Origin of the sequence: Stenotrophomonas sp. YIM B06876, assembly GCF_030711595.1 — a bacterium.
In the GTDB taxonomy this organism is placed as follows: domain Bacteria; phylum Pseudomonadota; class Gammaproteobacteria; order Xanthomonadales; family Xanthomonadaceae; genus Stenotrophomonas.
The window spans coordinates 1-24,430 of the sequence record NZ_JAUJUJ010000026.1 but is presented as its reverse complement, the minus strand read 5'-3'; the positions used below and the strand labels follow the sequence as shown (position 1 = coordinate 24,430).

The window sequence follows — 24,430 nt, the reverse complement described above, 5'->3', positions numbered from 1 at the left end:
ACCGCCGGCACCGGCGCCGATGCGCTGCCCCGCTGCGGGCTTCCTGGGCAAGCGCTGCCGGCCAAGCGCTACAGGCCAAGCGCTGCCAGCCAAGCGCTGCCGGGCGTTGCCCGGCACTACAGGGACCGCCGGCACCGGCGCCGATGCGCTACGGCGGCAGGGGCTCAGCGCGCCAGGCGCCAGGCGACCACCAGGCCCAGCAGCAGCCACAGCAGTTCGCCCAGGCCATTGGCCAGCCCGAACAGGGTCCAGGCCAGGTGCGGGCCGAGTTTGAGCGAGGATTCCCACGGGGTCAGGCCCAGCGTGCTGCCGATATGGGCCGCCGCGATGCTCCAGTTGGCCGCCAGCGTGATCAGCAGCGTGGCGGCTGCCGCGACCAGTACCCGCGCGCGGCCAGGACGGAACGTGCCCAGTCGCAGCATCCACGCCGCTTCCAGTGCCGCCACCACCGCCATCCAGCCGGCCTGGGTTCCGGTGGACAGCGCCACGAGCAGCCAGGCGATGGTGAGGGTGACGCTGCCCAGCACCAACAGCAGGGGCCAAAGCCAGTGGACAGTGCGGCTGGCCGCTGCGGACGTGGGAGCCATGGGGGTTCCTGAAGAAGTGCCACAGCATAGCCTTTCAGCGGAGAGGGCGCCCAGTCGGATAAAATGGTGGCCTTGCGGGAACTGTCCGCGTCCCCATATCCATGCCCATGTATTCCCGTAGCAGCGAACCCGTCCACTTCGAGCGCGATTGCCAGGCCGTCATGGTGCCGCAGGGCGAAGTCGTCACCCTTCCGGCCGGCAGTTATGGCTATATCACCCAGGCGCTGGGTGGCAGCTATACCGTGTTTGTCGAAGGCAACCTGTTCCGCCTTGCCGGCAAGGATGGCGATGCGATCGGCAAGGAACCGCCGCCGGGGCTGGAGCTGCCGGAGAACGCCGCCGACGAGGACGTCGAAAAGCTGGTGTGGCAGCAGCTGCGCACCTGTTTTGATCCGGAAATTCCGTTCAACATCGTCGACCTTGGGCTGATCTACGAAGTGGACATCAAGCACCTGGACGATGGCCAGCGCGAGGTCGATGTGAAGATGACGCTGACCGCGCCCGGCTGCGGCATGGGCGAGATCCTGGTCGATGATGTGCGCAGCAAGCTGGAAATGATTCCGACGGTGGCCCAAGCTGATGTCGATCTGGTGTTCGATCCACCATGGGGCCGGCACATGATGTCCGAAGCCGCCCGGCTCGAAACCGGCATGTTGTAAGCCCGACCTGATGCCGCAAGGGCATCGGGCGGTGTCCCATCCCGCAATCTGGAAGGAATTATCCGGTGTCCCAGTCTTCGCTGAGCTTTGCTGTCACCCGTTCGGACCATCCGCGTAGCGCCGAGGAGCGCGCCAAGATCCTGGAGAAGCCGGGGTTTGGTGTGTACTTCACCGACCACATGGTGGCCGTACGTTGGGACAAGGACACCGGCTGGCATGATGCGGCGGTAACGCCGTATGGCCCGATTTCGCTGGACCCGGCCGCGGCCGTGCTGCATTACGGCCAGGAAATCTTCGAGGGCATCAAGGCCTACCGTCACGCCGACGGCTCGATCTGGACGTTCCGTCCGGAAGCCAACGGCGCGCGCCTGCAGCGCTCGGCCGCGCGTCTGGTGCTGCCGTCGCTGCCGGTGGAGATTTTTGTCGAATCGCTCAAGCAGCTGGTCGCGCTGGACAAGGACTGGGTGTCCGGTGCCGATGAGGCCAGCCTGTATTTCCGCCCGTTCATGATCGGCGACGAGGCGTTCCTCGGCGTGCGCGGCGCGCACAAGGCCACGTATTACGTGATCGCCAGCCCGGCCGGTCCGTACTTCGCCAAGGGGGTGGCGCCGGTGTCGATCTGGCTGTCCACCGACTACGCGCGTGCGGCCAAGGGCGGCACCGGTGCGGCCAAGTGCGGCGGCAACTATGCCGCCTCCCTGCTGCCGCAGCAGAAGGCGCAGGCGCAGGGCTGCTCGCAGGTGCTGTTCCTCGACCCGGTCGAGGGCAAGTACCTGGAGGAACTGGGCGGCATGAACGTGTTCCTGGTCTACAAGGACGGCACCCTGGTGACGCCGGAACTGTCCGGCAGCATCCTGGAAGGCATCACCCGCGAGAGCATCCTGCAGCTGGCGCGCGACCGCGGCATGAAGGTGGTCGAGCGCAAGGTCAGCATCGACGAGTGGAAGGATGGCGTGACCTCCGGCGCGATCACCGAAGTGTTTGCCTGCGGCACCGCTGCGGTGATCACCCCGATCGGCCAGCTCAAGGGTGAAGACTTCTCGGTGGGCGACATCAATGCCCCGGCCGGTGAAGTGACCATGTCGCTGCGCAAGGAACTGACCGATATCCAGTACGGTCGCCAGGCTGATCGCCATGGCTGGCTGGTGCGTCTGGACGGCTGAGTCCGGCACTGCTGCGTCAAACAGCAAAGCCCCGCTCGATGCGGGGCTTTCTTTTGCGTGACATGCCGGCTTTCAGTCTTCGCAGATATCGGCCAACTGTGCCTGCAGGAAGCGCAACGCGTCAGCGGGGGCGAGATCCAGCAACAGGCCGCGCTGGCCGGCGTTGATGTAGACCGTCCCGTGCTGCTGCACGTCATCGGCGAACACGATGCTGGCCGGGCGCTGCTGCGCGAACGGACTGATACCGCCCACCTTGTAGCCGCTGCGCTTCTCGGCTTCGGACACTTCCATCAGCTGCGCGTGCTTGCCGCCACACCGGGCGGCGAGCTTTTTCAGTGACAGCCGCCGGTCGCTGGGAATCACCGCGATCAGCGGCTGCTTGTCCACCCAGGCCATCAGCGTCTTGAACATCCGCGCCGGGTCGATGCCCAGTGCCTGCGCCGCTGCCAGGCCCTTGCTGTCGACCTCGGCCGAGTAGTCGTACCCGTGCAGGCCGTGGGCGATCCCGGCCTTGTCCAGCGCGGCAGTGGCGCGGGTGCCCTTGGCCATCAGATCGCTTCGAAGCGGTTGGCGTCGACGTTCTTGCGGACTTTCTGCGGGTCCCAGATGCGACCGTTCATGGCGATGTAGACGCCTTCGGGCAACGACTGCACCGCACCGATCGCGCAGCCGATGTTGAACTCGGCGTCCGAGCCGCGGAACCGGGCCGGGCTGAGCGCGCCGGTCATCACGATGGTCTTGCCGGGAATGGTGCTCAGCACCTTGCCGGTGGCGACCATCGAATCGGTGCCGTGGGTGACCAGGACATGGCGGGTCGGTTGCGCGGCGATGGTGGCGCGGATCAGTTCGCGGTCATCGTCGGTGATGTGCAGCGAATCCTTGCGCAGGATCGGAATCACATTGAAACGGAAGGTGACGCCCAGCTCGCGCAGGATCATGCCGATCTGCGGATCACCGATCTGGTAGTCGGATTTGTCGTCGAAGTAGATCTTGTCGATCGTGCCACCGGTGGTGACGATCAGGAGTTCTTCCATCATTGCGGTAAATCCTTGCGGTGACTGCCAGCGGCGGGGGCGCCGCGATGCTGCGCATGATAAAGCGCGACCGCGGTTCCCGGCAGGGGCGCGGCATCGCGGCGGAAGCCGCTCAAGGCCGTGGTTCAGCGCCGGCCGCGGTGCGCCTGGCGGCAAAGCGCGCGCGCATGCCGGGCACACTGACCAGCGCGATGATCAGCAGCGACAGCGCGATCTCGGCCGCGGCATATAGCGCCGTCTCGCGCTGCGCCCAGGCGCTCATCACCCCGTGGCTGAACCAGAACAGGGCCAGCACCCCGGCCCAGAAGCGGGCGACCGCCTTGCCGGCCAGCACCCCGGCGAGCAGCAGCAGGGGTGGCAGGCTGAACACCAGCAGCGCCGCCAGCGGGTATTTGTCATTGCGGAACCAGCCGCCAAACAGCACTGCCAGCGCCAGCAACGCCGCGGCGAGCGCGAGGTCGCGCCGACGGCCGTTCATCGCGCCAACCGCTGCGCGATATCGGCCACCCGCCTGCCCAGTGCCCGGGCAAGGTGCGCCTCGTCGTCGCTGAGCTGCAGATTGCCGTCAGCGCCGGAGACATGGCTGGCGCCATACGGGGTGCCGCCGCTGGTGGTGTGGCTCAAGGCCGGTTCGGTGAAGGGAATGCCGACAATCAGGCAGCCGTGGTGCAGCAGCGGCAACTGCATCGACAGCAGGGTGGATTCCTGGCCGCCGTGCATCGAGGCGGTCGAGGTGAACACCGCTGCCGGCTTGCCGGCCAGGGTGCCGTTGACCCATTCGGCGCCGAGGCTGTCGAGGAAGTGCTTCATCGGCGCGGCCATGTTGCCAAAGCGGGTCGGGCTGCCCAGGATCACGCCGCTGCACTCACCCAGATCGGCGATTTCCACATAGGGTGCGCCGTCCTCCGGTACCGGCGGGGCGCTGGTCTGGGTCACCGTGGCGACCGGCGGGACCGTGCGCAGGCGCGCGCTCATGCCGGCAACTTCGCCGATGCCACGTGCGATCTGCCGCGCCAGTCGCGCCACCGCGCCGCCACGGCTGTAGTACAGCACCAGTATTTCCGCCATCGGGCCTTCAACTTGTCATGCAGGGACCGGCAGTATCGGCGATGCCGGCGTCGCTTTGCATCGGGTACCCTTGGCCGATGGAACCGCTTGATACGCTCAATCTATGGATGGAACGGGTGCGTGACCGGCCACGCACCACCAGTTTCGCCCGTTTCCTTTGGCATCGCTTCCTGGATGACCGCCTGTTCCAGGCGGCCGGCTCGCTGGCCTACACCACCGTGTTCGCGCTGGTGCCGCTGGCGATCGTGGTGTTCGGGGTGCTGTCGGCGTTCCCGGTGTTCGAGCGCTGGAGCGAGGCGCTCAGCGACTATGTGTTCTCCAATTTCGTACCCACCGCGGCACGCGCGGCCGAAGGCTATCTGCGCCAGTTCTCGGCCAGCGCCGGCCAGCTCACCGCCGCCGGTTTCATCGCGCTGGTGGTGTCGCTGCTGATCACCCTCAACAGCGTCGAGCAGACCTTCAACCGCATCTGGCGGGTGGCCTCGGCGCGGCCGCGGCTGACCCGGTTCCTGGTGTATTGGACGGTGCTGACCTTGGGCGCGATGCTGGCCGCCGCCTCGCTGGCGATTTCGGCCAAGGTCTTCGCGCTGCCGCTGTTCGGCACCGTCGAAGGCCGCTGGCTGGCCGATGTGGCGCTGACGCTGACGCCGGTGCTGATTGAATTCATCTGCGTGATGCTGGCCTACCGGGTGGTGCCGCACCACACGGTGAAGTGGCGCCATGCCGTGCCCGGGGCGCTGCTGGCGGTGCTGATGCTGGAGTTGGTGAAGTGGGGCATGGGCATCTATCTGGGCAGCTTCCAGTCCTACCAGCGTCTGTACGGCACGGTTGCGTTCGTGCCGATCCTGCTGCTGTGGATCTATCTGGGATGGGTCTCGGTGCTGCTGGGCGCCTCGCTGTCTTCGTCCATCGCCGCATTCCGCTACCAGCCGCTGGCGATCCGGCTGCCGCAGGGGTGCGAGTTCTACGCGCTGTTGCGCCTGCTGGGGCGACTGCGTGAAGCGCGGGACGGCGGGCAGGGGCTGGACGAGGACGAACTGCTGCAACTGGAGCCGATGCTGACCGACTCGCTGCTGCAGGAACTGCTGTGCGAGCTGGAAGCGATCCGGCTGGTGCGTCGCGACGAACGCGGGCAATGGTTGCTGGCGCGTGATCTGGACAAGGTGACGCTGCACGAGCTTTACGAGAGCTCGCAGCTGCGCATTCCGGCCGCCGAGGCGTGGCTGCCGTTCCGCGACGACAGCCTCGGGCAGGCTGCCTGCCGCGCGCTGGACGAACTGCGCGTGCCGCTGCGTGAGCTGCTGAAGCGGCGCGTCGGCGATATTTACGATCAATCCGGAGAGAGCCGATGACGTTGAAGATGTTTCCGCTGGCCTTGACCCTGCTGGTGCTCGCGGCCTGCAAGCCGGCGCCGCAGGCCCCGGTCGCACCCCCGGCGGAACCGCCCGGCGTCGCGGCCGAGCCACCCAGTGACGCCGGGCAGCCCCAGGTGGTGCAGCAGACGGCCCAGATCCCGGTGCTGCAGCTGGCGACCGTGGACGGAGGCAGCTACGATCTGGCCGCCCATCGCGGACAGTGGGTGGTGGTGAACTTCTGGGCGACCTGGTGCGCCCCGTGCCTGAAGGAGATGCCCGAGCTGTCGGCGCTGCATGCGATGCGCGACAACATCGAGGTGATCGGTCTGGCGTACGAGGATATCGAGCCGGCCGAGATGCGCGGCTTCCTTGAAAAACACCCGGTCGCCTATCCGGTCGCCATCGTCGACACCTACAACCCGCCCAAGGATTTCGCCACCCCGCGCGGATTGCCGATGACCTATCTGATCGCACCGGACGGCAAGGTCGCCAGGCAGTTCCTCGGCCCGGTCAACGCGCAGGAGATCGAACAGGCGATTGTGGTGGCCGGGGGCAAGGTGGGGTAAGCCCGCGGCCTGCCCGCACGCCGCCCTGCAGCGGCCCTGTGCCGTCGCAGGATCGGCAGGGCTGCGGAGGATTCCCCGCAAACCCGGTGCCGCTGCGCTGCCTTGAGCGCCGCCGCCTTGCAACCTATGTCGTTGCAATGGGGATGGAGGGCAGCGGTTTCACCACGCTGTACTTTTCCTTTTTCGGCTTGCCCGGCAACGGTGGCAATTCGACCGGCGGGTCGTCAATGCGGGTGTCGGGCAGGCGGTCGAGCAGGTTGCGGATCAGGGTCAGGCGGCCGCGCTTCTGGTCGTTGAATTCCACCAGCGTCCATGGCGCATGGGGGCGGTGGGTGGCCTGCAGCATGGCCTCGCGGGCAGCGGTGTATTCGCTGTAGGCCTGGCGTGATTGCAGGTCCACCGGTGACAGCTTCCAACCCTTCAGCGGGTCGTCGCGGCGTTGCGCGAAGCGCTTCTCCTGCGGTTCCTGGTCCACGCACAGCCAGTACTTGAACAGCAGGATGCCGTCGTCGACCAGCAGCTGCTCGAACATCGGAGTGTGCTTGAGGAAGGCGTGGTACTGCGCCTGGCTGCAGTAGCCCATCACCTTCTCCACGCCGGCGCGGTTGTACCAGCTGCGGTCCATCAGCACGATTTCCCCGGCCGCCGGCAGGTGCGCGACGTGGCGCTGGAAGTACCACTGGCTGGACTCGCGGTCGTTCGGCTTGGGCAGCGCCACCACCCGGCACTGGCGCGGGTTGAGGTGCCGGGCGATGTCCTGGATCACCCCGCCCTTGCCGGCGGTATCGCGGCCCTCGAACAGGACCAGGATGCGCTGCCCGCTGTGTTGGGCCCAGCGCGCCATCTGCGCCAGTTCCAGCTGCATCGGTTGCAGCAGCCGTTCGTACGGCTTGCGTTTTAGCTTGGCCATGGTCACTCCCGGTGTGGAAGCCGGAGTCTGCCGCACGCCGGATTCAGGTGGCGTCAGCGCCCTGCCAGCCGGCAGTGCGGGCCAGTTGCCTGAGCACGCGGGCAAAGTCGCGGGCGAAACCTTCCATGTCGAACAGGCCCGACGTCTGCCGTTGTGCGGACAGGCGCTGGCGCAGGTGCTGCAGCGCTGCGCGGTCGTTGCCCAGGCGGATGGCGGTATCGATGAAAGCGCGGTCGCCGGCCACGTTCATGTCATCCAGCCCCAGGTGATGGTTGAGGCTGCCGGCCACGCGCGCGGCAAAGGTGTCACCGGGGGCGGTCAGCACCGGGCAGCCGGCCCACAGCGCATCGGAAGCGGTGGTGTGCGCGTTGTAGGGATGGGTGTCCAGGAACAGGTCGGCGTGCCGGTAACGGGCCAGGTAGTCGGCGTGCGGCAGTTTGGCCATGAACACCAGTCGCGCCGGGTCCACGCCGTGCCGCGCAGCGGCGGCGCGCAGCCGGGCATCGGCGTCGCCGGGTCCGGAAAGCAGCCACAGCACGCTGCCGGCAACTCCGCGCAGCACTTCGCACAGGCGCGCGACGCTGCGCGGATTGAGCTTGTAGCTGTTGTTGAAGCAGCAGAACACCACCGCGTCCGGCGGCAACCCGCATTCGCTGCGTGACGGCGGCACGCCGATCGCGCGGGTGCTGTCCGACGGCTGGAAGGCGCGCGGCAGGCGCAGGACCTGCTCGCTGAAATGCGGCTTCAGCGCCGGCGGCAATACGAAACCGTCGGCCAGCACATAATCGAGCCACGGCGCCCCGGAGCTGCCGGGATAGGCCAGCCAGTTGAGCTGCAGCGGCGCCGGCCGCATCGCCAGCACTTCCGGGGTGCCGCCGCCGCCCCAGCCGCGCAGGTCGAACAGCAGGTCGATGCCGCTGTGGCGGATGTGCAGGGCGATATCGGCATGACGCCGGCCGGCGACCTCATGCAGCGTGTGTGCGGCGGCGTGCAGGCGCCGGCGGATCGCGCTGCCATCGTCGCCGGTGAGCGCAAACAGATGCAGCTGCAGGTCGCGGTCCGCGCGCAAGGCTTCAAACAGCGCCACGGTCAGCAGCCCGGTGGGGTGCGCGCCAAAGCCATTGGACAGGAAGCCGATGCGCAACGGTCCGTGGCCGCGCACGCGGCTGGGCGGCAACGGCCGCAGACCTTGCAGCACCCCGTGCGCGCGCTGGCGGGCGCACGCCAGCTGCTCGGCGGCGCTGGCGTCTTCGCTCAGGAAGGCGAACGGTTCCACCGCGGCACGGCCCTGGGTCACGGCGCTGCGCACCTGCTGCGAAAGCGCGTCGATGCCGCGCCAGTCACACAGCCGGCGCTGCCAGTTCAACAGCTGCGCGGCGATATAGGGTTCATCGGGCAGCAGCGTGTGGGCGCGGCGATAGGCCGCGGCGGCGGCTTCGGCCTGCTGCGCGTCTTCCAGTGCATGTCCCAGCCACAGCGCGATGCCCGGGTGTTGCGGCACCAGATCCGAGGCCTGCTGCAACAGGGTGGCCGCCTCGCCATGACGGCCCTGCATCCAGCGGGTACGGCCGAGCCGCGCCAATGCCTCGGGGTGGCCGGGGCGCAACTGCAACGCGCGCTGGGCGGCGGCATCGCCGGCGCCGGTATCGCCAATCTCCAGTTCGGCATCGGCCAGCATCACCCAGGCGATGAAGTCGGACGGCTGCCGCCGCACGGCCTGGCGCAGGTGTTCGCGTTCGGCCAGCGCCGGGTTCATTGCCACCCGGTCCACGCGCGCTGCGGCCGGCAACCGCTCATGGGCCTTCGGCCAGCCGGGCCAGTTCGTCGGCCTGGTGTTCATGCTGCAGGCGGCTGACCAGATCGCCAAGGTCGCCCTCGATGATGTTGGGCAGGTCGTACAGGGTCAGTCCTTCGATCCGGTGATCGGTGATGCGGCCCTGCGGGAAACTGTAGGTGCGGATGCGCTGGCTGCGGTCGCCACTGCCCACCTGCAGGCGCCGGCTCTCGGCTTGCGCGGCGGCGTGCCTGCCGCGTTCGGCGTCGAGCAGCTGCGCGCGCAGCCGTTTCATCGCCTTGTCGCGGTTGGCGTGCTGGCTGCGCTCGGTCTGGCATTCCACCACCACGCCGCTGGGCACGTGGGTGATGCGGATCGCCGACTCGGTCTTGTTGACGTGCTGGCCGCCGGCGCCGGAGGAGCGGTACGTGTCCACCCTGAGGTCGGCCGGATTGATGACGACCTCATCGACCTCGTCGGTCTCGGGAATGATCGCCACGGTCGCGGCCGAGGTATGGATGCGGCCCTGCGATTCGGTGGCCGGCACGCGCTGCACCCGATGGGTGCCGGACTCGAACTTCAGCTGCGAATAGGCGCCGCGCCCGACCACGCGCGCCACCACCTCCTTGTAGCCGCCGTGTTCACCGGGATGGTCCGACTCGATCTCGACCTTCCAGCCCTGCCGTTCGGCATAGCGGGCGTACATGCGGAACAGGTCGCCAGCGAAGATCGCCGCCTCGTCGCCGCCGGTGCCGGCGCGTATTTCCAGGAACAGGTTGCCGTCGTCGCGCGGGTCACGCGGCACCAGCAGCAGCGCCAGCGCCTGGTCCAGCTGCTGCAGGCGCTGCTGCGCGGCGGCGATTTCCTCTTCGGCCAGCTCGCGCAGTTCCGGGTCGGCGCGCATCGCCTCGGCCGAGGCCAGATCGGCCTTGGCGCGGGCTTCATCGGCCAGGGCGGTGGCGACCGGCTCCAGCTGCGAAAACTCGCGCGAGAAATTGCGGAAACGCTCGTTGTCGGCGACCACTTCCGGCGTGGACAGCAGACGCTCCAGTTCTTCGCGGCGCTCGGCCAGTGCCTCCAGCTTACGGCGCAGGGTCGGCGTCATCGTTGCTCACTACAGGGTGGTGATAGCCCGGAGCCGCCGGGAACAGGCGTTCGGCGGCGCGGGTCAGGTCGGTATCGCCATTGAGCGCCGCTTCGCGCAGGGCGGCGCTTGGCGGGTGCAACAGGCGGTTGGTGAGGGTGTGCGCAAGTTGCTCGAGCACCTCGTCGGCCGGTCTGCCGTGGGCCAGCTGTTGCCGGGCCTTTTCCAGCATTTCGCTGCGGGTGGCCTCGCCATAGGCACGCAGGCGCTTGAGCGGGGCGTGCAGGTTGCCAGCCCGCAGGATTTCCAGATAGCGCGCCACCTGCAGGTCGATGATGGCTTCGGCCTCGGCGGCGGCCTCGCGGCGGCTGCGGCGGTTTTCTTCCACCGCCCGTTCCATGTCATCGACGGTGTACAGGTAGGCGTCGGGCAGCTCGGCGATGCGGGGGTCGATATCGCGCGGCACGGCCAGATCGAACAGCAGCATCGGCTTGTGCCGGCGCGACCCCAGCGCGGTGGCGACATGCCGGTGCAGGATCACCGGTTCGCGTGCGGCGGTGGCCGAGAACACCACGTCGGCCTCGCCCAGGTGGCGTTCCAGTTCGGTCAGTGGCAACGCCACGCCACCATGGCGGGTGGCCAGGTCCTGGGCGTGGGCGAGGGTGCGGTTGGCGATCAGCAGCCGCTTCACCCTGGCATCGCTCAGGTGCCTGGCGGCCAGCTCGATGGTTTCGCCGGCGCCGACCAGCAGCACGGTGGATTCATCCAGTCGCGCAAACGAGTTCTGCGCCAGCCGCACGGCGGTGGAGGCGACCGAAACCGGATTGGCGCCGATGCGGGTATCGGTGCGCGCGCGCTTGGCCACCGAGAACGTCTGCTGGAACAGACGGTCCAGGCGTTGGCCGATGACGCCGCTGTCGTGCGCCAGCGCCCAGGCATCCTTCACCTGGCCCAGGATCTGCGGTTCGCCCAGCACCATCGAATCCAGCCCGGTGGCGACCCGGAACAGGTGGCGCACGGCCTCGCCATCGCGGTGCTGGTACAGGTAGCCCTGCAGTCCGCCGGCATGGGCTTCCAGCCATTGCGACAGCGCCTGGCTGTTGTCGGCCACCGCGTACAGCTCGGTGCGGTTGCAGGTGGACAGCAGCACCGCTTCGGCCAGCTGCGGCGACTGGCGCAGCGAATCCATCGCCCGCGGCAGCGCGTCGCCGCCGAAGGAGGCGCGTTCGCGCAATTCCACCGGCGCGGTCTGGTGATTCAGTCCGAGCACCCACAGGGTCATTCGTTCAGTTGCTTGCGATAAGCTGCTGGCCATTCAAGACCCCTATTTTACGGTCCGGTGGCGCCAGATGCCCGTATTGATTCGCATATGCAGCATTCTGCTGCTTTCGCTGCCCGCTTTCCCGCTGTTGGCGGCCCGTCCACCGGCCGTGGTCGCCGCACCGGTGGACGAAGTCGCGCCGCTGACCCCGGTGCTGGCCGGCGAGTTTTCGCTGCAGGCCGGCAAGCTGGCCGATGCCGCGCGCTGGTACCTGGAAGCGGCCAAGGCCGGCAAGGATGACGTCGGCCTGGCCGAGCGCGCGGCGCGGATTGCAATGCTTGCCGATGACGATGCCCGCGCCCGCGAGGCACTGGCGTTGTGGGCCAAGCGTGATCCGGCGTCACTGGGCATGCGCAGCACGCGCGCCGCGCTGGCGCTGCGTACCGGTGATCTGCGGCTGGCCAGGCGCGACCTGCTGGGGCTGCTGCGCACCCCCGGCCCGGATGGCTGGCGCTTCGCGCTGCTGGCGTTGGCCGGTGGCAGCCGCGATCCGGCCGCCTCGACCAAGGTGCTCGGCGAGCTGGTCGACGCCGGTGCCATTCCGGACCAGCTCGACGCCTGGCAGGAATTCGGCCGGCTGGCGCTGCGGATGGACCAGCCGGACCTGGCGCGGCGCATCGTGGCCGAAGTGGTCAAGCGCTTCCCCGATGAGCCGCGCGTGGCACTGCTGCATGCGACCCAGCTCGATCAGGCCGGAAAGAAGGACGAGGCGCTGGCCGTGCTCAAGCAGGTCGAGCCGAAGGCGGCCACGGACATGGAATTGCGCAACGCGCTGGCCCTCACCTACGACGCGCTGGGCGAGCCGGCAGCGGCCGGCCGGGTGTTGGCCGTCGGCGTGCAGGATCTGCAGACCTGGGGCATGCGTGCCTCGCTGCTGGCCAAACAGCACGACCAGCCGGCGCTGCTGGCGCTGTACCAGGACATCGCCGCGCAGTCGTCGGCGCCGGATGCGGCCCAGCGCCTGCTGCTGGGCAAGATGGCCGAATTCCTCAAGCGCTACCAGGAGGCCGTGGACTGGTATCACGGCGTGACCGACGGGCCGCATCGCAGCGAGGCGCGGCTGCGTGCGGCCAGCGCGCAGCATGAGCTGGGCAACAAGCTGCAGGCGTTGAAGGAGGTGCAGGCGGTCCAGGCCGATGCCACCGTCGAGGACGACGTCCGCCGCGACGCCTATCTGCTTGAGTCCGAGCTGTTCCAGCGCGATGGCGACAGCGCCGCCGAAGTGGCGGTGCTGGGCCGCGGACTGGCCGCGTTCCCCGATGACAACGCCTTGCTGTACGCGCGGGCGTTGGCCTGGGAGCGCGCCGACGACGTCGCGCGGGCCGAGGCCGATCTGCGCAAGATCCTGGTGACCGAGCCGGAAAACGTCGCCGCACTCAATGCGCTGGGCTACACCCTGGCCGACCGCACCAGCCGCTATCAGGAGGCGCTGGAGCTGATTGATCGCGCGCGCGTGGCGGAACCGGACAATCCGGCCATCGTCGACAGCTATGGCTGGGTGTTGCACCGCCTGGGCCGCAACGAGGAGGCGCTGGTACAACTGCGACGGGCGTGGACGCTGGCCAAGGACCCGGAAATCGCCACTCACGTCGGCGAGGTGCTGTGGCGGCTGGGCCAGCAGGAGGAGGCGCGCCGCTTCTTCGACGAGGCCCGCAAGCTGGATCCCGAAAACCGCGCGCTGCAGCGTGCCGTCCAGAAGCTGGGTGTATGAACCGTATGATCTTCAAAACGCCGCTGCTGGCGCTGGCATTGCTGGCACTTGCCGCGTGCTCGACGCTGCAGCCCCGTGGCACCGCCGAAGCGGTGGTCGAGGTGTCGCCACTGGCGCAGCAGGCCGAGGCGGCGCGCGAACAGGCGCTGCAGGCCGAGACTGAATGGGGTTTCCAGGGCCGGGTGGCGGTCAGCAAGGGACGCAACGGTGGCAGCGGCCGCATCGACTGGCAGCAGCGGGCCGGCCAGTACCGGATCCAGCTCAGTGCACCGGTCACCCGGCAGAGCTGGCGCCTGAGTGGCGGCGCCGGTGCGGGCGGGCGCCTGGAAGGGCTGGAAGGTGGCCCGCGCGAGGGTGCCGACGCGCAGCAGTTGCTGTGGGAGGCCACCGGCTGGGAGATTCCTGTCGACCAGTTGCCCGACTGGGTGCGGGGCCTGGTGGCCGTGGACGCCGCCGCGCCCGACCAGGTGCAGCGTGATGCCGACGGCCGCCCGCGGCGCATCCACCAGCGCGGCTGGGATATCCGGTTCATGGACTGGTTTCCCGCCACGGCGGACCAGCCGGCCTTGCCGCGGCGCCTGGAAGCGGTCAGTGGCGACGCCAAGGTGCGGCTGATTGTCGACAGCTGGGGGGCGCAGTAGTCATGAAGGGAATGAATGCGCCGACGGCGGACTGGTCGTATTGGCCGGCACCGGCCAAGTTGAACCTTTTTTTGCAGATCACCGGCCGTCGCGCCGACGGCTACCACGAGTTGCAGACGGTCTTCCGGCTGCTGGACTGGGGCGACCGGATCGGCCTGCGCCTGCGCGACGACGGCCGGATACGGCGTGTCGGCGAATCGGCAAGCGGTGTCGCGGAGGCCGATGATCTGGTGGTCCGTGCCGCCATCGCCTTGCAACGTGCCGCCAACTGCGCGCTGGGGGGCGATATCCGGGTGGAAAAGAAAATTCCTGCCGGGGGCGGCTTCGGTGGCGGCTCCTCTGATGCCGCGACCGTGCTGGTGGCCCTCAACGCATTGTGGGGTACCGGCCTGGATGAACCCGCACTGGCCGCACTGGGCCTGCAGCTGGGCGCGGACGTGCCGGTTTTCGTGCGCGGACACAGTGCCTGGGCCGAAGGCGTGGGTGAAAAGCTGGTGCCGATCACGCTGCCGCAAGCCTGGTATTTGCTGGTCGACCCGGGGGTTCACGTGCCCACCGCCGTCCTTTTCCGATCACAGGATTTGACGCGGGATGCCGCGCCCGTGAAAATAGCCGACTTCGCTTCCGGGACCGTCCTCGGAAATGCGTTCGAACCGGTACTGCGTCGCCGGGAACCTGCCATCGAGGCGGTCTTCCAGGCGTTGTCCAGTATTGGCCGGGCACGGCTCACGGGGTCGGGAAGCGGTTGTTTCGTCGAGTTCGCCACGCGCGCTGCTGCAGAGCAGGCCCTGGCGCAATTGCCGGAAGAACTGCGGGCATGGGTGGTTGCGGGCGTTGATCGCTCGCCATTGCTCGATGCGCTGGAGACGACGGAAACAGTTTGATGCAGGGGCGTCGCCAAGAGGCCCAAGGCACCAGGTTTTGATCCTGGCATTCGTAGGTTCGAATCCTACCGCCCCTGCCACTTGCTGATTTCCCGGTTGGTCCGCGCCAAGGACGTGCGCAAATCGCACCCGTCGCGCGTCGTACCTGGACACGATTCCGCTTCTCCGCTGCTCGCCCCCGCCCGAGAGAACTTCATGCAAGACGCTCCCAACCTGCTGGTTTTTTCCGGCAATGCCAACAAGCGCCTGGCGCAAAGCATCTGCAAGGAACTGGGCGTGCGCCCGGGCAAGGCGCTGGTGTCGACCTTCTCCGATGGGGAAGTGCAGGTCGAAATCCAGGAGAACGTGCGCAAGCAGGACGTGTTCGTGATTCAGCCGACCTGCGCGCCGAGCGCGGAAAATCTGATGGAGCTGCTGGTGTTGATCGACGCGCTCAAGCGCGCCTCGGCCGCCACCGTGACCGCGGTGGTGCCGTACTTCGGCTATGCCCGCCAGGATCGCCGCATGCGTTCCTCGCGCGTGCCGATCACCGCCAAGGTGGCCGCCAAGATGTTCAGCGCGGTGCATACCGACCAGCTGCTGACCGTGGACCTGCATGCCGACCAGATCCAGGGCTTTTTCGACATGCCGGTGGACAACGTCTATGCCTCGCCGCTGCTGCTGGCCGACATCTGGCGCGCCTACGGCACCGAAAACCTGATCGTGGTCAGCCCGGATGTGGGCGGCGTGGTGCGTGCGCGCGCGGTCGCCAAGCGGCTGGATGACGCCGATCTGGCGATCATCGACAAGCGCCGTCCGCGCGCCAACGTGTCCACGGTGATGAACATCATCGGCGACGTCGAGGGCAAGACCTGCGTGATGGTCGATGACATCGTCGATACCGCCGGCACCCTGTGCGCCGCCGCGGCCGCACTCAAGCAGCGCGGCGCCCTGAAAGTGGCTGCCTACTGCACCCACGCCGTGCTTTCCGGCCCGGCGGTGGACAACCTGAACAATTCCCAGCTCGACGAACTGGTGGTCACCGATACCATTCCCCTGTCCGACGCGGCGCGGGTATGCGGCAAGATCCGCCAGATCAGCGTGGCCGAGATGCTGGCCGAGACGATGCGCCGCATCGCCTTTGGCGAATCGGTCAGCTCGCTGTACGTCGATTGATTTTCCTGCCGGCCGGCAACGGCCGGTGGAACCCTGGCACTTCTGGTCGCGGAAGTGCCAAACCGTGTCGCCCTCTGGCGGCACCTCAACCTAGGTAGTGAAGAAATGTCCAAGAGTCATGAAATCAAGGTCCAGCGTCGTGAACAGCTCGGGCAGGGTGCGAGCCGCCGCCTGCGTCACGCCGGTGTGGTCCCGGGTATCGTCTACGGTGGCGACAGCGCCCCGGCCAGCGTGCAGTTCAACCACAACGAAATCTGGCTGGCGCAGCAGAACGAGTGGTTCTACTCCTCGATCATCGCCCTGAACCTCGACGGCCAGGTGCACAACGTGCTGCTGCGTGATATCCAGCGCCACCCGTTCAAGCAGCTGATCATGCACCTGGATTTCCAGCGCGTGAACGCGAACGAAGTGCTGCACGTCAACGTGCCGCTGACCTTCATCAACGAAGACACCTCGCCGGCCGGCAAGTCCGCTGACGTTGTGGTCACCCACGAGCTGAAGGAAGTCAGCATCGCCTGCCTGCCGAAGGATCTGCCGGAGTCGATCACGGTCGACCTGGGCGAGCTGAAGGTGGGTGACATCATCTACCTGTCGGACCTCAAGCTCCCGGCGGGCGTTGAAATTCCCGCGCTCAAGCTCGGCAAGACCCACGACGATGCCGTCGTGATTGCCAAGATGGGTGTCGAGGAAACCGACGAAGCCGCTTCGGCCGAGTAAGCGTTCCAGCTGCGCCTGCCCTGTCGGGGTGGGCGCAGCGAATGCATCTGACATGACTGGCTTGCGATTGATCGTCGGTCTGGGCAATCCCGGAACCGAACACGCCCAGACCCGGCACAATGCCGGGTTTCGTTTCGTTGATGCCCTGGTGGAACAAGCCGGCGTGCGCTGGGGCCTGGATGCCAAGCTGTTCGGCGAGATCGCCAAGATCGACGTCGGCGGCCAGCCGGTATGGCTGTTGAAGCCGGCCACATTCATGAATCTCAGTGGCAAATCGGTCACGGCCGCGTTGCGCTACTGGAAAATCGAGCCCGAAGAAGCCTTGTTGGCGCACGACGAGCTGGATCTGGCGCCAGGTACGGCGCGTCTGAAGTTCGATGGCGGTCACGGCGGCCAGAACGGCCTGCGCGACACCATCCGCCTGCTCGGCCATGGCAAGTTCCACCGGTTGCGTATCGGCATCGGTCATCCCGGCCACAAGGACCGCGTGGTGCCGTGGGTGCTGGGGCGGCCGGGCAGGGATGACGATGTACTGATCGGCCACGCCGTGGACGATGCGGTCTCGGTGCTGCCGCTGGCGGTGGCCGGTGATTTCAACGAGGCCATGAAGCGGCTGCACACCCCCAAGCCGTGATTCGGGCTTGCGGTTTTTGCCGGCGTGCGCCCGCAGGAAACCGCAATCCCGAGTTTCGAATCGTGGAGTTCCCATGGGTATCAAATGCGGCATCGTCGGCCTGCCCAACGTCGGCAAATCGACCCTGTTCAATGCGCTGACCAAGGCGGGTATCGCTGCGGCCAATTTCCCGTTCTGCACGATCGAGCCCAACACGGGCATCGTGCCGGTGCCCGACCCGCGCCTGAACCAGCTGGCGGAGATCATCAACCCGCAGAAGGTGATTCCGACCGCGGTCGAGTTCGTCGACATCGCCGGCCTGGTGGCCGGGGCGGCCAGCGGTGAAGGCCTGGGCAACAAGTTCCTGGCCCACATCCGTGAGGTCGATGCGATCACCCATGTGGTGCGTTGCTTCGAGAACGACGACATCATCCACGTCAACAACAAGGTTGATCCGCTGTCGGATATCGACACCATCGATACCGAGCTGGCGCTGGCCGATCTGGACAGCGTCGAGAAGGCGCTCAACCGCGCCGAGCGCGCGGCCAAGGGGGGCGACAAGGATGCGGCCGCACGCAAGCCGGTGCTGGCCAAGTTGCAGGCGGCGCTGTCCGACGGCAAGGCCGGCCGTGCGGCCGGGCTGGACGAGGAGGAAAAGGCGCTGGTGCGCGACCTGTTCCTGCTCACGCTCAAGCCGGTGATGTACATCGCCAACGTGCTGGAAGACGGCTTCGAGAACAATCCGCACCTGGAGGCGGTGCGCGCGCGTGCGGCTACCGAAGGTGCCGAAGTGGTGCCGGTGTCGGCCGCGATCGAGGAAGAGCTGTCGCAGCTGGAAGACGCCGACCGTGATGCGTTCCTGGCCGATCTGGGGCTGGAAGAGCCGGGCCTTAACCGGGTGATCCGCGCCGCCTACAGCCTGCTCGGGCTGCAGACCTATTTCACCGCCGGGGTGAAGGAAGTCCGTGCATGGACGGTCAAGGCCGGTTCCACCGCGCCGCAGGCCGCCGCCGTGATCCACACCGATTTCGAGAAGGGCTTCATCCGCGCTGAAACCATGGCGTTTGATGATTTCATCAAGTACCGCGGCGAAGCCGGCTGCAAGGAAGCCGGGCGCCTGCGCCTGGAAGGCAAGGAGTACCGCGTGAAAGAGGGCGACATCCTGCACTTCCGCTTCAACGTGTGATTCGCGCGATTGGCTGATTGAACAAACGCCCTGCAATGCGGGGCGTTTGTGTATTCGGCCGAGCGGGTTGTCGCAATGATGCTGGCCAAATAATCGCCAGTTGCTGACGGGTCTTGCCGTGTATGGCCTGCACGTACTTGTCCACAGTTTGCTCATGGGTCTTTCCACCTGCGCTGTGGGGAACTGTGTTGCCATGCATTTCGCTCTTTTTTTGTCGCAGCTACCGGGGCCGATGGTGTGGCGGGATGGGAAAGGGAGCCGATGCGCGGCGTGGATGGCGTGGATCCCCGCAAAGAAAAAGGGACGAAGGCAGTGCCTTCGTCCCTGCGTGTGACGGGCTTGTTGCGGGAGTCGCTTACAGCGGTTTGCCCCCCAGCTTCCAGGTGACCTGCACGAAGTAGCTGCGGCCCACGCTGTCGAACCACGAGGTGTCGTAGTACGGGTAGGCCGACCACGTTGCATCCCTCGGCGGCATCTTGTCGAACAGGTTGTTGACCGACAGCGAGACCCGCAGGTGGTCGTTGATGTCGTAGCGTGCGCCGGCGTTGAAACGCCAGGTGGACTGGGTCCAGGCATCATCGTCGTAGTTGGGGACGTGGCCGAGATAGTTGCCGAACAGGCTGGCGCCCCACGCGCCCTTGTCCCAGCTGACGCCAAGGTTGGCCTTGTTGCGTGGCAGGGCCGGGCTGTAGCTGAGGTAGTCCAGCATGTCCTCGGACGGATCACCCGGATAGCGCTGGAAGGTGTGGCGGCGTGTCCAGGTGTAGTTGGTGCTGATGCGGAGATCGCCGGCGGCCGCTGTCTGCCAGTGATAGTTGGCGGCCACGTCGATTCCCGAGGTTTCCTCGCTGGCGATGTTGATCGGCTGGAAATGGACGCTGGTGATATCGCCGGTGATGGGGCTGCGGATGACGCGGGCGAGGGCGTCCTGACATGTGGGCGAGTTGATGTCCACGGCCGCACCGTTGTCGGTCTTGCCGAGACGGCAGTCGGCTTCCATGATGCGCAGCCGCTCGCGGTCCTGGGTCTGCACCTGGTTCGTCACCTTGATCTTGTAGTAGTCCACCGCCAGATCGAGGCTGTCCAGCGGGGACCACACAAAACCGGCCGAGAACGACGTGCTGGTTTCCACGTTCAGCTTGCGGTTGCCGGAATACACATCGCGCGTGCTGGTATCCCAGTCGCCCTCGTCGTAGCAGTCGCCGTTGCTGAAGTCCGGCTCATCGCTGCGGCAGGCGAAATAGTCGGTGGAAATCTTGCGGTAGTAATCGTTGCCAGCGAACAGGTAGTGCATGTCCGGGGCACGGAACCCGGTGCCGTAGGAACCGCGCACGAGCAGGCTGTCGAGCGGGCGCCATTCCAGGCCCATGTTGTAGGTGAATTTCCCTGGATTTTGCCCGCCATAGCGGTATTGGTCGTAGCGACCGGCCAGGCTGGCCTGCACCGTGGAGGCCACCGGCACGCGCAGCTCACCGGCAGCGCCCCAGCGATTGCGACTGGCGCTGCCGTCACCATACTGCGGGCCGAAATACGCGTCGGCGGTCAGGGCGAGAGGGTCGGGATGGATGGCATAGGACTGCCTGCCGTACTCCAGCGCGCCCGCGAAGCCGACGTCGCCTGCCGGCAGCGTGAACAGCGCCGGCGTATCGAAAATAAGGCTCAGGTTGTCGTTTTCCGCCTTCGGGTGGAAGGTGGACATGGCGGCGATGGATGCGAATTGGGCGGGCGTCAGCGGCGTGAAAAGGCGGGTGGGATCGGGGGCGTAGATGGCATAGCCATCGTCGTCGTAGCCCAGGCGCTCGCCCAGGAAGAAACGATTGGCGGCATCTGCCTTGATGCGCGGCATTGCCACGTCCGCCTTGTACTGGGAGTGGTTGTAGGCGGCCTCCCAGTTCCAGCTCTCGCCAAGCGTGCCCTTCAGCCCGCTGGTCACCGCCAGCGTCTTCTGCGTGGTGGTATGCATACGGTTTTTCAGGCCGCCGACTTCCTCGGGGCTGAACTGCCGCTGCCAGACTTCATAGCGGCCGGTGACGTCGTTGTAGAAAATGTTGTCGTCGACATCGGTGGAATTCGGGTCCTGGAAGGCCCAGCCCATGTAATCGCTCACCACATTGCCGACGCCGCTTTTGCCGGTGACAACGTTGCCGTTGGTGCCGGAGAGCAGGCGGACCTTCTGGTGGCCGACCTGGACATCGGCGAACCAGGACAGGTTGTCGTCGAAGCGATACTCGAACGAGCCGTAGGCATTGGCGCCCTTGCGCTCGTTCTGGATGGTGCGATAGGCGATGGCGCGATCACTGCCGCAGTAGAGCCGGCCGCGGGTGTCTTCTGCCAACACCGTGGTGCCATCGTTCAGGCCGGACAGCGCCTTGCAGCCATCGGGCGGGGCACTCTTGTTGATCTGGGCGATGACGCGAGGCAGGACGCTGCGCGGGGTGGGGCCATCGAGCGTCGAGTCCTGCACGCTGCGCTGCGTGCCCCACAGCGGCCGCTTGTCCTGCAGTTCCACGCCGACGATGCCGCTGAAGTTGCCGTGCTCGAAGCCGGTGGTGAGGGTCAGGTCGTGCGATTCGCCGCCGCCGCGGCTGGTGTCGCCGTAGCGGTAGTCGAGGGTGGTGCCGTCGGCGGACTTCTTCAGGATGAAGTTGATCACGCCGGCCATCGCGTCGGAGCCGTAGACCGCCGAGGCGCTGCCGGTCAGCACTTCGATGCGGTCGATCATCCCCAGCGGGATGTTGCCGATGTCGGTGAAGTTGCTCTTGCCGTTGAGCGGCAACGGGAAGTCGGCCGTGCGGCGGCCGTTGACCAGTACCAGCGTGTGGTTGGGGCCAAGCCCGCGCAGATCCACCGCCTGTGCGCCGGGGGTGGATTGGGCACCGGTGGTGTTCTGTTGGCCCTGGGTGGTGCCGCTGTTCTGGCTGAGCGAGCGCAGCACATCCGGAACGGAGGTGAAGCCGGCGGATCTGATCTGCTCGGCGGTGACTACGGTGATCGGCGCCGGACCTTCGACCTGGGTGCGGGGGATGCGGGATCCCGTTACCTGCACCGCATCAAGTTGTTGGACGCCACTGTTGCCGGTGGTCTGTGCGACAGCGGGCAGGGCCGTGCCCAGCAGCGCCAATTGGATGGAGCACACCATTGCGTGTCTGCGCATGAAGTCGGTTCTCTGGAAGGTCATGTCGGGCATCCGGCGGATGCGCGCGGCCCGTTCAGGAAAAGTGTGAATGGGTAAGCTCATGTAACTACTTTTTTACGTTCTTGACCACTGGCGTCCGATCTGGCATTAGGGGTGTAACCGGTTACATTTTCCGCCCGAGGAGCTTGCATGAACCGTCGCCTGTCCTGGTTGCCCCGGGTTGCCCTGATCGTCTTTGCGTTGGGTATGGCAGGCACCGTTGCGGCGCGGGACGTGCGGGGTCTTGCGCAGCCCGGCTACCGCTATTACGAGGTAGGCAATCTGGACGCGGCGCGCCCGGGGAAAACCGAGGCGGCGATGATGCTGATGGGCGGCGGCGAGTGGGTGCCCGAGGCCTTCCAGTGGTGGGTCAGGCGTGCCGGCAATGGCCGGGTGGTGATCCTGCGCGCCTCGGGTGCCGATGAGTTGCAGGACGAGCTGTATCACGACATCGGCGGGGTCACCGCGGTGCAGACGCTGGTGTTTGACAGCCGCCGGGCGGCCGATGATCCGGCCGTATTGCGGGTGGTGCGCAGCGCCGATGCGATCTTCATCGCCGGCGGCGACCAGTCGCGTTACATCCGCTTCTGGAAAGGCAGCGCGCTCAATACCGCGCTCAACGAACACGTCCGTGCCGGCAAGCCGATCGCCGGCACCAGTGCCGGGCTGGCCATCCTGGGCGGGTACAGCTATGGCGCGCTCGATGGGGGCAGTGTGGATTCGCCTACCGCGCTGGCCGATCCGATGGGCAGCGAGGTGACCATGGACAGCGATTTCCTGAGCATGCCTTACCTGTCCAATGTCGTTACCGACACCCACTTCGCCAAGCGTGACCGGCTCGGGCGCCTGATCGTGTTTGTCGCCCGGGCCGCGCAGGAGCGCGGGCGGGAGGATGTCGTGGGAATCGGCGTGGACGAGGACACCGCGCTGTGTGTCGAGGCCGATGGCCGTGGCCGGGTCTACACCCGCAGCGAGGGCTACGCCTGGCTGGTGATGCCGCAGCGCACGGCCGATCGCCTGCGCAATGGCGAGCCGTTGGATTTCACCTCGATTCCGGTCACCGGTGTAGGTACCGGCAGCCGTCTGTATCTGGATGGTTTCCGCGTCGACGATGCCGCGTTCACCGCGGTGGCCGACGTCAGTGCCGGTGAGTTGCGGCTGCAGCCGGAATAGCCCTCCGGAGCCTCCCTGCCGGCCGAAGGCGGAAGGCTATCTACTTGGCCGCTGGCATGCCTAGAATCGCGGACCCCTTTACGGAGTTCGATTGATGAAGCTGACTTCCGCGTTGTTGCTGGCGTTGACCACGGTTTCGTGCGGTCTGGCTGTGGCCGCACCGTCACCGCTGCTGGTGATCCATGGTGGCGCGGGGGTCGAGCGGCAGGATCTGAACGCGAAAGAAGAGCGGGCCGCGCGTTCGGCGCTGGAGGCGGCATTGCGCAAGGGGCATGAGCAGTTGGCGGCGGGCAGGCCGGCGCTGGATGCGGTTACCGCCGCGATCACCGTGCTGGAGGACGATCCCACCTTCAATGCGGGCAGGGGCGCGGTCTTCAACCATGTCGGGGTGAACGAGCTGGATTCCTCGCTGATGGATGGCGCCACGCTGCGTGCCGGTGCGGTGGCTGGCGTGCACCGGGTGCGCAATCCGATTCTGTTGTCGCGGGCGGTCATGGAGAAATCCGCGCATGTGATGATGGTCGGCGATGGCGCCGAGGCCTTTGCCAGGGAGCAGGGGGTCGCCCTGGTGGATCCTTCCTACTTCCGCACCGACAAGCGCTGGCAGCAGTTGCAGCGGGCGTTGAAGGAGGAGGCGGCCGGCCAGGCGCACGCCGATCTTGAGACCGCCAAACATTTCGGCACGGTCGGCGCGGTAGCGCTGGATGCCGCCGGCAAGCTGGCCGCCGGTACGTCCACCGGTGGCATGACCAACAAGCGTTACGGGCGGGTAGGGGATTCGCCGATCATCGGTGCCGGTACCTATGCCAATGCCAAGTGCGCGGTGTCGGCAACCGGCTGGGGCGAGTTCTATATCCGTACCGCTGCCGCCCACGACATCTGTGCGCGGATCGACTATCTCGGGCAGACCCCGGCACAGGCGGGCGATGCGGTGATCAACCAGCGTATTCCGCAACTCGGTGGGGATGGTGGCGCGATCGTTCTGGGCGCCGACGGCAGAATCGGGCTGCCATTCAATACCCAGGGCATGTATCGTGGCTGGATTGGTGTGGACGGTATCCCGCATGTCGCGATTTTTGCCGATGAGACGCTGCCCGATCCGGGCAATTGAGCGGGTTGCGGATGCGATGCGCTCTTTTTGTGAAAATAATCGAAAAGACTGTTGACAGACTCCTGATTCATCTCCAAAATTGTCGGCTCTTCCAACCCATACCGAAATGGCCACGGCCGCTGCGGCAGGGATGAGAAGGAGGGATACCCAAGCGGCCAACGGGGGCAGACTGTAAATCTGCTGGCTTACGCCTTCGGTGGTTCGAATCCACCTCCCTCCACCAGTTTCACGTTGTGGCAGTAGTTCCCGGTGCGGGAGTAGTTCAACGGTAGAACCTCAGCCTTCCAAGCTGATGGTGCGGGTTCGATTCCCGTCTCCCGCTCCATTGAACGAAAATACGTGTCACAATAGACAACTCGCTCACGTAGCTCAGTCGGTAGAGCACCTCCTTGGTAAGGAGGAGGTCGAAGGTTCGATTCCTTTCGTGAGCACCATCTTACTGACGCACCACATTCAACCGATCACCGAGAAGAAGCAGCCATGGCCAAGGGTAAGTTCGAGCGCACCAAGCCGCACGTCAACGTCGGCACCATCGGTCACGTC

Annotated in this window: 23 protein-coding genes and 4 tRNA genes; 17 read left to right on the top strand and 10 right to left on the bottom strand. The window is 66.6% G+C overall.

What is annotated here, in order from left to right:
* Positions 1-164: 164 nt before the first annotated feature.
* On the bottom strand, positions 165-587 hold the full coding sequence (locus tag QZH66_RS11030; protein WP_305805985.1) for a hypothetical protein: 423 nt from the start codon (positions 585-587) through the stop codon (positions 165-167).
* A 107-nt stretch (positions 588-694) separates the two neighbouring features.
* Between QZH66_RS11030 and sufT the strand changes: the two genes are divergently transcribed.
* Both sufT and QZH66_RS11020 read left to right on the top strand, forming a co-directional pair.
* Positions 695-1,246, top strand: coding sequence for a putative Fe-S cluster assembly protein SufT (gene sufT, locus QZH66_RS11025; protein ID WP_305805984.1), 552 nt, complete (start codon positions 695-697; stop codon positions 1,244-1,246).
* A 65-nt stretch (positions 1,247-1,311) separates the two neighbouring features.
* Positions 1,312-2,409: a branched-chain amino acid aminotransferase gene (locus QZH66_RS11020; RefSeq protein ID WP_305805983.1), complete on the top strand. Its 1,098-nt coding sequence runs from the start codon at positions 1,312-1,314 to the stop codon at positions 2,407-2,409.
* Between the two features lie 72 nt (positions 2,410-2,481).
* Here QZH66_RS11020 and ybaK read toward each other — a convergent pair whose 3' ends face one another.
* The 4 genes from ybaK to wrbA all read right to left on the bottom strand — a co-directional run bounded on the left by ybaK (position 2,482) and on the right by wrbA (position 4,511).
* Positions 2,482-2,958, bottom strand: coding sequence for a Cys-tRNA(Pro) deacylase (ybaK, locus tag QZH66_RS11015; RefSeq protein ID WP_305805982.1), 477 nt, complete (start codon positions 2,956-2,958; stop codon positions 2,482-2,484).
* A complete protein-coding gene (locus QZH66_RS11010) occupies positions 2,958-3,443 on the bottom strand; it encodes an asparaginase domain-containing protein (RefSeq protein WP_305806005.1) in 486 nt (161 codons plus the stop codon). Before QZH66_RS11010 ends, ybaK begins: the two co-directional genes overlap by 1 nt.
* Before the next feature lie 112 nt (positions 3,444-3,555).
* Entirely contained in the window at positions 3,556-3,921 is a 366-nt protein-coding gene (locus QZH66_RS11005) for a DUF2069 domain-containing protein (RefSeq protein WP_305805981.1), read from the bottom strand.
* On the bottom strand, positions 3,918-4,511 hold the full coding sequence (gene wrbA / locus QZH66_RS11000; protein ID WP_305805980.1) for an NAD(P)H:quinone oxidoreductase: 594 nt from the start codon (positions 4,509-4,511) through the stop codon (positions 3,918-3,920). Before wrbA ends, QZH66_RS11005 begins: the two co-directional genes overlap by 4 nt.
* A 77-nt stretch (positions 4,512-4,588) precedes the next feature.
* On the opposite strand from wrbA, the gene QZH66_RS10995 reads away from it, so the two are divergent.
* A complete protein-coding gene (locus tag QZH66_RS10995) occupies positions 4,589-5,863 on the top strand; it encodes a YihY family inner membrane protein (protein ID WP_305805979.1) in 1,275 nt (424 codons plus the stop codon).
* Positions 5,860-6,432: a TlpA disulfide reductase family protein gene (locus tag QZH66_RS10990; RefSeq protein WP_305805978.1), complete on the top strand. Its 573-nt coding sequence runs from the start codon at positions 5,860-5,862 to the stop codon at positions 6,430-6,432. Before QZH66_RS10995 ends, QZH66_RS10990 begins: the two co-directional genes overlap by 4 nt.
* Before the next feature lie 124 nt (positions 6,433-6,556).
* Here QZH66_RS10990 and ppk2 read toward each other — a convergent pair whose 3' ends face one another.
* Genes ppk2 through hemA form a run of 4 tightly spaced genes read right to left on the bottom strand, consistent with a single transcriptional unit; the run spans position 6,557 to position 11,482 of the window.
* A complete protein-coding gene (gene ppk2 / locus QZH66_RS10985; protein ID WP_305805977.1) occupies positions 6,557-7,342 on the bottom strand; it encodes a polyphosphate kinase 2 in 786 nt (261 codons plus the stop codon).
* A gap of 43 nt (positions 7,343-7,385) precedes the next feature.
* The gene (locus QZH66_RS10980) at positions 7,386-9,098 is read right to left on the bottom strand and encodes a tetratricopeptide repeat protein (protein WP_305806004.1); all 1,713 of its coding nucleotides are present in this window, start codon (positions 9,096-9,098) and stop codon (positions 7,386-7,388) included.
* A 37-nt stretch (positions 9,099-9,135) separates the two neighbouring features.
* Positions 9,136-10,221 carry a peptide chain release factor 1 gene (prfA, locus tag QZH66_RS10975; RefSeq protein ID WP_305805976.1) on the bottom strand — a complete coding sequence of 362 codons (1,086 nt, stop codon included), beginning with the start codon at positions 10,219-10,221 and terminating at the stop codon, positions 9,136-9,138.
* The gene (hemA, locus tag QZH66_RS10970) at positions 10,199-11,482 is read right to left on the bottom strand and encodes a glutamyl-tRNA reductase (protein ID WP_305805975.1); all 1,284 of its coding nucleotides are present in this window, start codon (positions 11,480-11,482) and stop codon (positions 10,199-10,201) included. The genes prfA and hemA overlap by 23 nt, the downstream gene beginning before the upstream one ends.
* Positions 11,483-11,549: 67 nt before the next feature.
* On the opposite strand from hemA, the gene QZH66_RS10965 reads away from it, so the two are divergent.
* From QZH66_RS10965 to ychF, 8 genes are all read left to right on the top strand, one after another.
* Positions 11,550-13,232, top strand: coding sequence for a tetratricopeptide repeat protein (locus QZH66_RS10965; RefSeq protein ID WP_305805974.1), 1,683 nt, complete (start codon positions 11,550-11,552; stop codon positions 13,230-13,232).
* Positions 13,229-13,873: a lipoprotein insertase outer membrane protein LolB gene (gene lolB, locus QZH66_RS10960; protein WP_305805973.1), complete on the top strand. Its 645-nt coding sequence runs from the start codon at positions 13,229-13,231 to the stop codon at positions 13,871-13,873. Before QZH66_RS10965 ends, lolB begins: the two co-directional genes overlap by 4 nt.
* Positions 13,874-13,884: 11 nt before the next feature.
* Positions 13,885-14,757 (top strand): 4-(cytidine 5'-diphospho)-2-C-methyl-D-erythritol kinase, encoded by an 873-nt coding sequence (gene ispE, locus QZH66_RS10955; RefSeq protein ID WP_305806003.1) that lies wholly within the window; start codon positions 13,885-13,887, stop codon positions 14,755-14,757.
* 3 nt (positions 14,758-14,760) lie between these two features.
* Positions 14,761-14,837, top strand: a tRNA-Gln gene (locus QZH66_RS10950).
* Between the two features lie 115 nt (positions 14,838-14,952).
* Entirely contained in the window at positions 14,953-15,912 is a 960-nt protein-coding gene (locus tag QZH66_RS10945; protein WP_305805972.1) for a ribose-phosphate diphosphokinase, read from the top strand.
* Positions 15,913-16,017: 105 nt separating this feature from the next.
* A complete protein-coding gene (locus QZH66_RS10940) occupies positions 16,018-16,629 on the top strand; it encodes a 50S ribosomal protein L25/general stress protein Ctc (RefSeq protein ID WP_305805971.1) in 612 nt (203 codons plus the stop codon).
* A 52-nt stretch (positions 16,630-16,681) separates the two neighbouring features.
* Complete coding sequence (gene pth, locus QZH66_RS10935) at positions 16,682-17,263, top strand: aminoacyl-tRNA hydrolase (protein WP_305805970.1); 582 nt, start codon at positions 16,682-16,684, stop codon at positions 17,261-17,263.
* A 73-nt stretch (positions 17,264-17,336) separates the two neighbouring features.
* The gene (gene ychF, locus QZH66_RS10930; RefSeq protein WP_305805969.1) at positions 17,337-18,428 is read left to right on the top strand and encodes a redox-regulated ATPase YchF; all 1,092 of its coding nucleotides are present in this window, start codon (positions 17,337-17,339) and stop codon (positions 18,426-18,428) included.
* A gap of 355 nt (positions 18,429-18,783) precedes the next feature.
* Here the strand turns inward: ychF and QZH66_RS10925 are convergent, their stop codons facing one another.
* The gene (locus QZH66_RS10925; protein ID WP_305806002.1) at positions 18,784-21,582 is read right to left on the bottom strand and encodes a TonB-dependent receptor; all 2,799 of its coding nucleotides are present in this window, start codon (positions 21,580-21,582) and stop codon (positions 18,784-18,786) included.
* A 171-nt stretch (positions 21,583-21,753) separates the two neighbouring features.
* Here QZH66_RS10925 and QZH66_RS10920 point away from each other — a divergent pair, with 171 nt between their 5' ends.
* From QZH66_RS10920 to QZH66_RS10900, 5 genes are all read left to right on the top strand, one after another.
* Entirely contained in the window at positions 21,754-22,776 is a 1,023-nt protein-coding gene (locus tag QZH66_RS10920; RefSeq protein WP_305805968.1) for a cyanophycinase, read from the top strand.
* A 94-nt stretch (positions 22,777-22,870) separates the two neighbouring features.
* Positions 22,871-23,887 carry an isoaspartyl peptidase/L-asparaginase gene (locus QZH66_RS10915; RefSeq protein ID WP_305805967.1) on the top strand — a complete coding sequence of 339 codons (1,017 nt, stop codon included), beginning with the start codon at positions 22,871-22,873 and terminating at the stop codon, positions 23,885-23,887.
* Between the two features lie 137 nt (positions 23,888-24,024).
* Positions 24,025-24,110 (top strand) — tRNA-Tyr (locus QZH66_RS10910).
* A gap of 28 nt (positions 24,111-24,138) precedes the next feature.
* Positions 24,139-24,212 (top strand) — tRNA-Gly (locus tag QZH66_RS10905).
* Positions 24,213-24,245: 33 nt separating this feature from the next.
* Positions 24,246-24,321: transfer RNA gene (locus tag QZH66_RS10900), tRNA-Thr, on the top strand.
* Positions 24,322-24,430: the final 109 nt, after the last annotated feature.